The 13872-nt window shown below is 41.3% G+C and carries 3 protein-coding genes; all 3 read left to right on the top strand.

What is annotated here, in order from left to right:
* Positions 1-79 precede the first annotated feature (79 nt).
* The 3 genes from H5159_RS10715 to H5159_RS10705 are packed head-to-tail and all read left to right on the top strand — an operon-like array spanning position 80 to position 13861.
* The gene (locus H5159_RS10715; RefSeq protein WP_310742395.1) at positions 80-10441 is read left to right on the top strand and encodes an Ig-like domain-containing protein; all 10362 of its coding nucleotides are present in this window, start codon (positions 80-82) and stop codon (positions 10439-10441) included.
* Complete coding sequence (locus tag H5159_RS10710; RefSeq protein WP_182733968.1) at positions 10438-12561, top strand: ATP-binding cassette domain-containing protein; 2124 nt, start codon at positions 10438-10440, stop codon at positions 12559-12561. The genes H5159_RS10715 and H5159_RS10710 overlap by 4 nt, the downstream gene beginning before the upstream one ends.
* On the top strand, positions 12554-13861 hold the full coding sequence (locus H5159_RS10705; RefSeq protein WP_182715576.1) for an HlyD family type I secretion periplasmic adaptor subunit: 1308 nt from the start codon (positions 12554-12556) through the stop codon (positions 13859-13861). Before H5159_RS10710 ends, H5159_RS10705 begins: the two co-directional genes overlap by 8 nt.
* Positions 13862-13872: the final 11 nt, after the last annotated feature.

Here is a 13872-nt window from a genome sequence, read left to right as displayed (position 1 = left end):
AATTAACGGCAATGATGAAAACGTAAACGTTGAAATTACAGGTACCACAACGGGTGTTGAAGACAACCAAACGGTAACAGTGGTAGTAACAGATGAAGCCGGTAATGAGCGCAGCTTTGAAGCCATAGTTACCAATAATACTTACACAATTACCGGTGCAAACTTATCAGGTCTTAACGATGGCGAATTAACTGCCACAGCCACAGTCAGTGATGAAGCTGGCAATACAGCAACCGCTACAGACACCGCCATTCACGATAAAACAGCCGTAACCACCATACAAATGGGGGCAGGCGATGACTTAGTTAATGCAACTGAGCAAACCAATGTTGTTGTAAGTGGGCAGGTAACGGATATAGAGCCTACAAATACAGCAACCATCACTTTTACTGACGAAAACGATAATGTAGTAACTGTAGATAATATCACGATTAATAACGACGGCACCTGGGAAGTGAGTAGCGCAGATATTAATACCCTTGCCGATGGCACTATTACTGCTACTGTAAGTGTATTTGATGAGGCCGGTAACCAAGCCGAAAATAGCACAACCTTTGAAAAAGATACCCAAGCTTCCATTTCTATACCAAGTGAAAATAACGATTTATTGATCAATAATGTAGAAAAATCGGCGGTAGTTATTAATGGTCAAAGCGCCAATATAGAAGAAGGTAAAATCGTTAACGTTACTGTCTCTGATGGTAATGGTTCTGTAACAGGGCAAGCGATTATTTTAGCTGATGGAACGTGGCAAAGTAACTCACTCGATTTGACATCCCTTAATGAGGGGGCATTGACTGTTACAGCAACAACTGCTGATACCGCAGGCAACACCGCTGATGCAGATCTTAACATTGTTAAAGACACACAAAGTGCTGTTACGGTAAATGTGGGCGATGACGCTGTTATTAACGATGCTGAGCAAAGCACTGCTAAAGTAGCAGGCACAGTATTAGACGTAGAGGCTAATCAAAGCGTAGCAATTACCATCAAAGACAGTGACGGCAGTGTTGTATTTAATGGCACTGCTAATGTCGACAATGACGGCAACTGGCAATTAGATAGCAGTATATTAAATGCACTGTCTGATGGCGACTACACCGTTGATGTAACGACACAAGATATAGCGGGCAACGAGGCAACAAACAGCCTTGATTTCACAAAAGATACGCAAGCCAGTACAACGCTCGTGCTAGAAGACTCAGTAATAAACGCAGCAGAAGATGAAGCGGTAAGCGTAAGTGGTGTGGTTGATGATGTAGAGTCAACCAACAGCATAACGGTTACCTTTACGGATAAAGATGCAAAAGAAGTCACTGTTGAAAACGTAACAATTAATGCAGACGGCACGTGGCAAGTAAGCGACGAAGATATAAGCTCACTTGCAGATGGCGACGTTACAGTAAGTGTGAGTGTATTTGATAACGCAGGTAACGAAGCGGTAAATACAGCCACGTTGACAAAAGATACGGTTGCGAATGTAACGGTAAATATTGTTGATACAGACGATGGCGTAATTAATGGCAATGGTGAAAATACTAACGTTACTATAAACGGCACTGCCGTAGGCGTAGAAAATGGGCAAACGGTCACCGTAGTAGTGAGTGATGGCACAAACAGTGAAACCTTCAGCGCAATAGTAACTGATGAAGCGTACACAATCACAGGTGCAGACGTATCAGCACTCAACAACGGTACATTAACAGCCACAGCCACAGTGAGTGACATTGCAGGTAACATAGCTAGCGATACAGACACCGCAACTCACGATAAAACAGCCGTTACTAGCATAGAAGTAGCGACGGGCGATGACACAGTTATAAATACCGCAGAGCAAGAAAACGTAGTAGTAAGCGGTGTAATAGAAGAAGCAGATACAAGCCAAACTGCCACGGTTGTCTTTACCGATGTGAACGGAGACAAAGTCACTGTTGAAAACGTAGCTATTAATGCTGATGGTGAGTGGCAAATAGCGGCTACGGATATTTCAACGCTAGCAGATGGTGAAATTACAGCAAGTGTTAGCGCATTAGATGTTGAAGGCAATTTAGCCACAAACGAAACCAGCTTTACTAAAGACACCACAGTTGCCGTAACGGTAGATATAAACGATACAAGCGACAACGTAATAAACGGCAATGGTGAAAACGTAAGCGTTGAAATTACAGGAACTACAACCGGCGTTGAAGATAACCAAACAGTCACGGTGGTTGTAAAGGATGCAGCGGGTAATGAGCGCAGCTTTGAAGCGACGGTTATTAATAATGCCTACACGATTACCGGTGCTGATTTATCAGGGCTAGATGACGGTACATTAACAGCCACAGCCACCGTAAGTGATGTTGCAGGCAATACCGCAACCGATACAGACACAGCCATTCACGATAAAACCGCAGCAACCACCATTGAAATGGCAGCAGGCGATGACGTTGTTAATATTGATGAGCAGGGTAATGTTGTAGTAAGCGGTGTAATAGAAGAGGCTGATGAAAATCAAACCGCCACGGTGGTCTTTACCGATGTAAATGGTGACAAAGTCACAGTCGAAAATGTAGTTATTAATGCCGCGGGTGAGTGGGTAATTAATGCCACTGATATATCAGAACTTGCTGATGGAGAGATTACCGCAGAAGTGAGCGCACTTGATATTGAGGGCAATTTAGCGACTAATTCAACAACTTTCACTAAAGACACCACCATTAATATTGATATTGATACTGGTGAAAGCGGCATTAACAGTAGATCATTTAAAGACGGTGAAGTAACCACGTTAAATGGTACAACCGATGCTGAACCAGGTTCTATCGTTACACTTACGATTTTTGATGGCACTACTAGTGAAATAGTGACTGCAGCAGTAGCAAATGGTGGAACTTGGACTGTTAACGGTATAGATGTATCTGAGCTTGATGATACACAGTCGTGGACTATTACAGCAACCGTTACCGATTCTGCAGGAAATACAGCGCAAGATATCGCACCCACATTAGATGCGCTTGATAGCCAAACATTAAACGAAAGTAATACTGCAAATGGCGGCACAAGCTCAGCGACTAGTTCAATAGAAATAGATAACGCTGACCTTACATTAAGTACAAACCAATCTGGCCTTGAAGGCTTAACGGTAGACGGCAGCCCTGTTTCGGTTACCTTAGCAAATGATGGTTTATCGTTAGAAGTTAAAGACTATCAAGGCGAGTTAGTGTTAAGTGTGGCGCTTGCTGGCGGTGAGCTTACTACCACGTTACACGCCCCCATTGATCATGAAAGTGAAAGTTTACTAACAGATATTTTTGTTGATGCGTTGCAAACAGATGCCGATGGCACAACCGAACTTGTCGTTGTACCAACATCCGTTACGATTACCGACTCAGCCCCACAAAGCAGTGACGACAGCTTTACAGTCACCGAAGCAGACACTGATGCAGGTAGAGTATCAACAGGTAGCTTAGTCACTAACGACAGTGTAGTAGAGGGCGAGCCAACCGTTACAAGCGTTACATTTAATGGCACTGACTATGTTGACATAACAGCCGATAGACCTGCAATAATAGACACCGATGAAGGCACGTTAACGGTTAACAGTGATGGCACTTGGAGCTTTAACGCACTAGATAATCGTGATTCAACCCCTTCACCACAGTTTACTATTGAATACACAATAGCAGATCGCGACGGTGTAGGTAGCTCTACCAGTACAGCTACATTTACAGTACAAGATGGCAGTGCGGGCAGTTTTACTAACCAAGCAACCACCTACACTGAAAGTGACTACGGCGTTATTACCACGAATAACAAAAACTTTGATGTTGTGGCAGGCTCTGATGCATTAGTTGCCGATTCAATCACCTTTGATGACACTATTTCAAGTTTAGATTCGCTTAACTTAACAAGTTCAGGCTCTGCTATTACCTTTGTTTTAAGTGAAGACGGAAAAACAATTACAGGCTCAGCTAATGGCAGCGAAGTTATTCGCTTTAGCGTAAGTGCAACGCAAGATGCAAATGGCAAAGATTTAGATGCTAAGGTTCAAACAACAGTAAGCTTACCCCTTGATAACCCTAATGGAGAGAATATTGATTTTGCGCTTTCTATTAATGGGGAGGACAGTGATGGTACAGCAATCAGCGGTGCGGGTAACGTAACCATAACCGTTCAAGATGGCGGTGGGCCTCAGGTTGAAGATACCTCAGAAACACCTATTAGTATTGACGAAAGTGGTTTAGACCCCGCTAATAATACCACCGTATCTCAGCAAGGTACCGTGAGCACAACAGTTGGCAGTGACACAATAACATCGCTAGCATTCTCTAGTGATTCACAACCAAATTTAACTGCCGGTGGTGTCGCGCTTGTATACACTTTAAGTGATGATGGAAGAACGATAACGGCAAATACTGGCGAAGGTACAGAAACAATTTTTGTAGCGACGTTACCCGACATTAATGGCACGAGTAATCAAAACTTAACATACGAGTTTACGCTTTACCGTCCATTTGACAACACAATAGAAGGTACCGGCGTACCATTGCAAGTCGAAGTGATAGATAATGATGGGGACAGTAATACGACCACATTAAACATTACCGTTAATGATGGCGGGGCAGAGCATACTCAAAATGATATTACTTTAAATGTTTCTGAAACACCTAACAGCGTGGCTGACAATAACGAAGATGGAGATGGCCAAGCAAATACTGATACTGATACCTCATTTACAGTAACAGCAGGTCTTGATGATGTAGTGGACATGCAAGTTAGTATTACTGATGGGGCAGCGGTGCTTGATAGTAATGGTAATCAGCTAACGCAAACTACGCTCGATGAGAACGGTAATGCTGTCACCACAAATATTGTTTGGCAAGTTAATAGCGACGGTACCGCACAAGGTATTTTAGAAGGCACTTCAACCGAGGTCTTTAAAATCACTTTACCAGATGTGAATGTTGATGCACAAACCTCTGCCACCTATGCTATTTCATTCGAAATTTCAGGTGCAATAGATCACACAGGTGATACCACAGATGCACCGCAAATAGTGATTCCAGTGTACACAGAAGATACCGATGGTTCACAAGTTACAAGTAATGTTACGGTAACATTAAACGACGGTACCGATCCTGTAATAGCTGACTCAGCTGCAAGTGTTGATGAGACTAACCTTAGAAATAATGACCCAATTACAACTACGGGGCAAATTACAGTAACGCAAGGCTCTGATGAAGTTGTAGAAATTAAGCTTGCAGATAACTTTATAGCAACCTTTAACGGCGGAAGTTACGTTACTGCGGATGGAAATAATCCAATTACATTAAACGATAAAAACGCTGATGGCTGGTATATCGCTACAGCAAATGGCGAAGATGTTTTACGCGTTAAATTTAATCCTGATGGCTCTTACACTTACGAGCAATTTACAGCAATTAAACACCCTGATGCTGACGGAACAAATACGCAAGATATCAGCTTTGATGTAACTGCTGTTGATGCTGATGGCGATACTAATAACGCAGCAGTAACTATTACAGTAACTGATGATACACCAACAGTAGATACCACACCTGTCGCTGTTAACCTTGTTGAGGGCGGCGGTAAAACACTCGAACTGCTTGATATTAATAGCAGTAACTTTGTTGGTAACACCAATAACCCAGGTGCAGATGGTGCTAAATTAGCTTCATTTACTTATGGTGGTACAAAGTACATTGCGTTTGACTCAGGCTCTGATTCAACCGGTAACTATAAAGAAGTTGCCTTTAAAGGTGAGGGTGACAGTGATACATCTGGCACATTAAGAGTATACGAAAGCGGTAAAGTAGTGATTACAACTGACGAGTTTGCTCAAAGCGATAACGAAGATTTTACAGACTCAATTAGCTATACCGTTATCGACAATGATGCTGATAAAGCAACAGGAAGTATTGATTTAAAAATAAGTGATTACAAAGGTGAGCTAACCGTTGAAGCAACTGACATTAATGAAGATGCCACTGACGGTAGCGGTAACGCTAACAATACACGTAGTGAAGTGACCATTACCATTGATAGAGGTGATATTTCTGACCAAAACGAGGAGGTTAGTGAAATAAGAATTGAGGTGGCGTCTTTACAAGGCGGAGAGCTTTACCTCAATGGTAGTTTAGCTACAAACAATGCCAATGTTACAATTGTGAATGGCTATTATGTATTTACAGGCGCTGCATTAACTACTAACGCTGATGATACAGTGACAGTTGCTAATTTAACTTATCAACCAGCAGAAAACAGCTCCGATTTTTCTAATACGGTTGAATTTAAAGTTGAAACCACAATAACTATCAAAGATGGTGGAACACCACGAGAGTTAAGCGATTCGACTACCATTTCAGTTGAATCAGTAGCCGATACCCCAGAGTGGGATACAGGTAATGCTTACCAATACACCCTAGATGAAGACTCACCTGAAAACCTCATTATTAGTGCAGCATTAACTGATACTGATGGCTCTGAGAAATTGACTTATGTAATTTCAGGTTTAGATGAAAACTTAGTACTTAAAATTGGTGGCAGAACAATAACCGAAGGCGCAATACTCACACAAAGTGAACTTAACAAATTAACGGTTAGTAACAAATTACATTCAACTGGCGAATATACGTTTGATATTCAAGCAACAAGTACAGAAAAAGACAATAACAACACAGCAACAGCTGACAAACAAACGGTTACAGTAACGATTAATCCAGTAGCCGACGCGCCAAAACTAGCTGTGCGCGTTGATACAATTAACGAAGATTCAAACCCTCAACTGAGTGACCTAATAAACGGACTGCTCGTTGATACAGATGGTTCTGAGCGTCTCAAGTACGAAATAGAAATACCAACATTTATAGATGCTAATGGTGATGAGCAAGTTGTTACATTATTAGATGGTAATGGAGATGAAGTAACCCCAGTTAATGGTGTTTACACTATTTTTGACACTGACTTAGCAAATTATACGCTTAAGTTACCTGAGCATTTAGCGCAAGAAAAAATTGCACTTAAAGTAAACGCAATTAGTGAAGAAGTTGTAGATGGTAATGTTGTTGATAGTGCAGAAACCGGCGTAAAAGAATTTACCTTTAAAGTAGTGGGTGTTGCAGATTCACCCGTATTAACAAGCAATAATGACTGGGTATATGACGACTCAGGGCTTACTTTAGAAAATACCACCGGTGTAGAAGATGAATTACTCACGCTCGACTTTTTATTCGAAAGTGAAGACACCGATGGCTCAGAAACCGTTAGTTTAGTAATTTCAGAATTACCCGATGGTGTAACGCTTGTAAATGCAATAACGGGAGAGCCTGCTAATTTACCTGTTGTAGGTATTGGCGCTAATGGCAACCCTAAGTACAGCTTGTTAGCCAGCGAGTCTGGTAATTATGCATTAAAACCAAGTGCCGATTTTAGCGGTAACGTTGACTTTAATATTACGGTGGTGACTACTGAGCCAGATACAGGTGAATTTAACACAAAAGACACGGAAATTAAGGCAAGTGTTACATTTACGCCGGTTATTGACTCCACTAACTTAAATACAAATGTTGTTGGCAATGAAGACAGCCAAATCTCACTTAAATTAAATCCCGACCTCTCAGATGTAGATGGTTCTGAAAGTATTACAAAAGCGATTATTAATAGTATTCCAGATGGTACAACGCTTTACATAAACGGTGTTGAAACAGCTGTTGGTAGTGGAATAGATGTTACCGACTACTTAAATACAGATAGTGTTACACTCAAACCTGATGAAGATTACTCAGGCGAGCTTAGTGTTGAGATAACTTACACCGTACAAGATACTTCTGCTGCTGTATCAAGTGATATAAGTGCAAATATTACGGTAACTGTTAATGGCAAAGTAGATGTAGCCCCAAGCATTGAGGCTGACGGCGCTGTTACTCGTATCGAAACCACAGATGAAACCATTACTAATGAAGGAAGTGCTAATGAGCGTCAAATTAATTTAACTGGCGTTGCATCATTCATTGAAGAGGATATTGATGGTTCTGAGCATATAACATATATCGAAATTATCTTGCCAAAAAACTCCTCATTAAAAGTTATTTACATGCAAGATGGTGAAAACATAGCCTCGCCAGATGGGACTGGTCGCTGGGTTATTCCTATAGACGCTGGTACAAGTGACGCCGCTAAAGACAGCATAAACGATTTGCTTAATAACGTAATTATTGAAGCTAACTCATCTACTGGTTCTGACGTTGATGTGACAGTTAATGCACGCGTTAAAGACGGTGACGACAGCGCCCTTATTAGCGGAAACTTTAAAGTACGGTTTAATATTGATGGCGAAGGAGAAACGACTACTGCATCGCCAGTTAATACGTTACAAATAGAAAATGTTACGGCTGATGAAGGCGGTAGCGTTACTTTTGAGGAAAGTGACTTTAATTTAGGTGAAGATTTATCTCAAGATGTTGATGATAACTATAACGATGTAATTACTATTTATGTTGAGCAGAGCAGTTTGCCAGAAGGCTTCACTATTGAGGGCGATGGTATAATTGCGGTAGAAACAGACACTGGTATAGAGTACATAATCCCTGAAAGCTCGCTAAGTACAATGGTTATTAACAGTAACGACAGTGACTACTCTGGCTTATTAGAAATTCCAGTAAAAATAGTTGCCGTAGACCCAAGTGGCGACCGCGAAATAGATATAACCCAATCATTAAGTGTGGATATTAACCCTGTAGTTGATGGTGGCACCCTTGCTGCTGCAACGCAAACGATTACTGAAGACAATACAAATACATCACTTGGTATTACGTTTACCTCAACAGACGAAAGTACAGATACTGAAGATGGTGGTGTTGAAGAAATTGATTTTACTCAGCCAATAACAATTGAGTTACCAGATGGAGGTACATTATATGACCCTTCAGATAATTTTGAGTTACAAACTGATGGCAGTTATTTATACAAAGGTAATGGCAGTACATTTGACGATGATTTAGCCGGTGTTGGGATTAACCCTCCTGAAAATGCCAAGGGTGATTTTGATATTAATATTAGCGCTACAGTAGTAGATAGAGCTACGCTTTCGACAGGTGAAGTAAAAGCGAGCTCTACTATTAACCAAACAATTACAGTAAATGTAACACCTGTAACAGACGGTGTTATGCTTACTGCTAATAGCGTTACTGGCGATGAAGACAGCGAAATTATACTTACGGGATTAGCGGCTACTTCGCTAGATGACTCCGAAACTACCTATTTTACAATTAGCGGTGTACCAAAAGGTGCCACTCTTATTGATGCGGTAACAGGTGAAGAGCTACAAATAATTAATAATGGTGATGACGGCTCAGAAAATGGCACAACGAGCTGGACTATTCCTCGAAGCTTACTTGAAGGGAATGCAGATAATATTGTATTACTTCCTCCTCTTGATTTTAGTGGAGACATAACACTAAGTTTAAATGCAATTAGCCAAGATGGTACACAGGGCGAGTTATTACAGCAATCACAAAGCTTTAACGTGAGTGTTAACCCTGTAGCAGACACGCTTGATTTTAGTCAAAAACCAGAAGATAACTATTCAGGTGACGAAGATAGCAACGTAACTATTGATCTTGCTGCCTTTAGCACTGAGGCCGATGGCACTGAGCAAGTGCAACTTAAAGTTATTATTAATGGTGATACTTCTGACTCATCGGCATTAGCTGAGCTAGAAAATGGCTATATAGAGCTTGCTGATGGTACTAAAGTTAACTTTGCACAAGAGGGTAATAACTATATTGCTACCGTAATAAGCGAAGAAGGCAGTGGTATAGAAAACTTTGACTTTAACGCCGGTGGCCTTGCGTTTGGCACGTTTAATATGAGCGTTGAGGTAGCGACTATGGATAGCGCAGTTATTAATGGTGAAACCGTTACTGTAACTGGCACACCTGAAACGTCAGACTTTATTGTAGAGTTAGAACCACAAGCAGACGCGCCGTTATGGACAGCCGCTAATGATGTAACCAGTAGCTCAACTAATAATATTGCACTTAACCTTGATGTTGATTTACAAAACCCTGCAGCAGATGAAACCGGCTATATTGAAATTACTGGCTTACCTGATGGATACAGCTTTAACTTTGGAGATAAAGTAGGTGATACGTGGACCGTTGATATTGCTGATATTGAAACCCTTGAGATTGTAAATGCGGATGCTGGCGATAGTTTTGACTTAACGTTAACTGCATTTTCAACACTTAACGGTGAAACACAAGAGGCTTCGCCTGAGGTAGTAAATGTAACTATTTCTGATTCGGCTACAGCTAGCTCAGCGCGTACCGCAAGTGCGAGCGGCGACAGTGGGCCTGATTATAGCGATATGTCTGGCAGTGGTAACACAGCACATGATGAGACGATTGCAAGTATGACCAGCGGCGATCAAAACGTATGAAGCTAATCCTAAACCGAGAGCAAATACTGGCACTCGGTAAGCACATTGCAGATGCCCTGCATTTACGCCATCAAAGCGAAAACTTATTACTTGGTTTGCCAAGTAATGAGTTTTCGGCGCATCATTTAGAGCAAGCATTAAGTAATATTAATGTGAGTGCGCAGCAGCAAACTACGCCAAAACATTATGCTTACCCTGCTTTGGTGCTTGATAAAGAAGGCTACTTTTGGTTTTTTGAAAACGATGGTAAAAGTACGTTTAGCTCACTTGATGAAGCAAAACCTAAGCAATTAAGTGATATTGATAAAGAGCTTATTTGGTACTTGTCGCACGATAATGTAACTGATGAACGCTCAGAAAAACTTCATACACGTATTCCTAGTTGGCTAAAGCCTGCATGGGATCAGGTTAAACCATTTTATAATTCGTTGTTACTCGCCTCGCTAACCGTTAATTTATTAGCTTTAGTAGTGCCGTTGTTTACCATGAACGTATACGACCGCGTTGTGCCTAATGCTGCGCTCGATACCTTATGGGTACTTGCAACCGGCGCAACAATAGCCATTGTGTTTGATTGGTTATTAAAGCAAGCGCGCGGGCATTTAACCGATGCGGCTGGCAGGCAAATAGATTTACGTATTAGCAGTATGTTGTACGCTAAAGTGCTAGGTATGCGCCTTGAGCAGCGCCCAGCCTCTGCAGGTGCTTATGCAAAGCAAGTGCAAGACTTTGACAGCGTGCGAGAGTTTATAACCTCAGCGACGCTTGTATCGGTAATCGATTTACCTTTTACACTGCTGTTTTTAGCGCTTATTTTTTGGCTAGGTGGCTTAATTGTTTTAATTCCGGTTGTAGTACTTACCTTGGTTGTTATTACAAGCGCGGTATTACAAGCAAGACTGAGTGAAAGTGTTGAACAGGCATCTAAGTTATCGACCCAGCGCCAAGCGTATTTAATCGAAAACCTGAACCAGCTTGTTGAGCTTAAGCAAATGAACGGCCAAGCAGGCGCGCAACAAAAGCTTGAACAAACACTCGCACAAATGGTTGATTGGCAAAATAAATCACGCCATAGCGCCACAACACTTACGCATACAGTTGCAAGCCTTAGCCAATTTACCAGTATTGCGCTTATTGTGTTTGGTGTTTATTTAATTAGTAACGGCGACATTAGCATGGGCGCACTGATTGCTATTGTTATGCTGAGTGGGCGCGCATCGGGTTCTATTTCTGCTTTAGCTGGGCTTGTTTTAAAATATAAACAAACACAAACAGCCATTGAGTCGGTTAAAAATATAATGGCGCTTGAGCAAGAACAAAAAAGTGGCGAAAACACGATTAATGCGCCTGTAAATGGCAATATTACAGCCCGCCATTTGAGCTTTCAGTACCATGAGCAAGAACTTGAGGCAGTGCACAGTATTAACTTTGAAATTAAGCAGGGCGAAAAAATAGGTTTATATGGCCGTGCAGGCTCTGGTAAGTCTACCTTGCTTGCAATTATTGCTGGGCAGTACAGAGCTACATCAGGTCAGCTTTTAATTGACGACATAGATATAAGGCACTGGTCGTTAAGTGCGCTACGCAAGCAAAGTGGCTGGGTAGCACAAAGCCCAAGCTTGTTTTATGGCACAGTGCTTGAAAACATTACTCTAGGCGCACAAAATATAACCCCAACAAACTTAACCAATGCATTAGTTAAATCTGGCGTAAGTCGTTTTATTGACCGGTTGGAGTCGGGGCTGGAAACACAGGTTGGCGAGTTTGGTCGGTTTTTATCGGGCGGACAACGTCAAGCTGTATGTATTGCGCGTGCTTTATTAAAAGACGATAACGCATTACTTATTTTAGATGAACCTTCGTCGGCTATGGATGCAGGCCACGAAAAACTCCTCATTAAAACCCTTCAGGATCGCACTGAAACGGTGGTTATTTCGAGTCATCGTAAAGATATGCTGACTATATGCGACAGAATATTTGTGCTCGACCACGGTCGCTTAAAAAGTATAGAAACACCAAGCTCATTATTTAGTAATAAAGTGCATGGTGGTGTAAAACTAGTAAGTAAAAAAGTGACAAGGGTGAATACAGAGACTGGGAGTTCTTCAACCAATGGCTGATTTATATATGGGGCAGCTACAAGCTGCAAAACAAGCTAAAAGATTGGTTATTATAGTTTTTGTATTACTTTTTGCTGTGGTTTTGTGGGCTAAATTTGCTAAGCTAGAAGAAGTTGTTGTAGGTCAAGGTGCTGTTATACCAGTACAACGTGTTCAAACTATTGAAAACCTTGATGGCGGTATTTTAAAAGAAGTTTTAGTACGTGAAGGGCAAATTGTAGAGGTGGGTGATCCGCTTTTACTGATTGATGAAACCCGATTTGCTGCTGCTTATGCTGAATCTAGTCAAGAAAAAGGTTCGTTATTAGCAAGACGAAACCGTCTAGTAACTGAATTGAAAAGCGTTACTTTAAATGAAGAAAGCAGTTTTGGCGCTAATATAGAACGCTTAGAAATACCTAGAAAAGATATTGCTGTAGATGTGTATAAGCAGGCATACAATACGTATACTTCAAGACTTACACAGCTTGAGTCTCAGCTACAGCAGCGCACGCAAAACCTACTCCAGCAGGAGCAAGCCAGTGTAGAGCAACGTGCAAATATATCTGCGCTTAAGCAAAGGCTAAAGCTCACAACACGGGAAGTACTGTTAACTCAAGGTGCTGTAGATGCGGGTGCTGTTGCCGAAATGGAGTTGGTTAAATTGCAACGAGACGAAATTGGCATGCAAGGTGAATTAAACCAAGCCAATGCGTTATTACAGCAATTAAAAGCGGCAAAAAGTCAGGTAAAAGAAGAGCGAAAAGCGATAGTATTTGATTATTTAGCGGATACACAAAATCAGTTAGATGAAGTGAGTAACGAGCTTGCTAAAATTCAACAAAGTAGCAAATCACTCGAAGATAGACTTATAAAAGCACAAGTTAGATCGCCAGTACGTGGTACCGTAAAAAATATTGTATCACGCTCTATTGGCAGTGTAATTGACCCCGGCGAGGTGATGATGGAAATTGTCCCTCAAAACGATTTGCTTTTAATTGATACTAAAATTCAACCAAAAGATATCGGTTTTATTCGAGTGGGCATGGCTGCTAAAGTTAAGTTTACTGCTTATGACTTTGTAATATACGGTGGACTTGAAGGTGAAGTTACTTATATTGGTGCAGATGCTCAGTATTTAGAAGATGGAACTGCTTATTATCAGGCTTATATTAAAACAACAATAAGCCAAATAGCAGAGCAAGCAATAATCCCAGGGATGCAAACGCAAGTAGATGTTATTACTGGAAAAAAAACTGTTTTAGATTATTGGCTAAAACCTTTGCTTAGAGCAAAAGCCAATGCAATGCGTGAACCATAATATAGGAATAT

Source organism: Pseudoalteromonas sp. SG43-1, assembly GCF_014164415.1.
In the GTDB taxonomy this organism is placed as follows: domain Bacteria; phylum Pseudomonadota; class Gammaproteobacteria; order Enterobacterales; family Alteromonadaceae; genus Pseudoalteromonas; species Pseudoalteromonas distincta.
The sequence above is the reverse complement of the archived record's forward strand: the minus strand, read 5'-3'. Positions and strand labels throughout refer to the sequence as shown.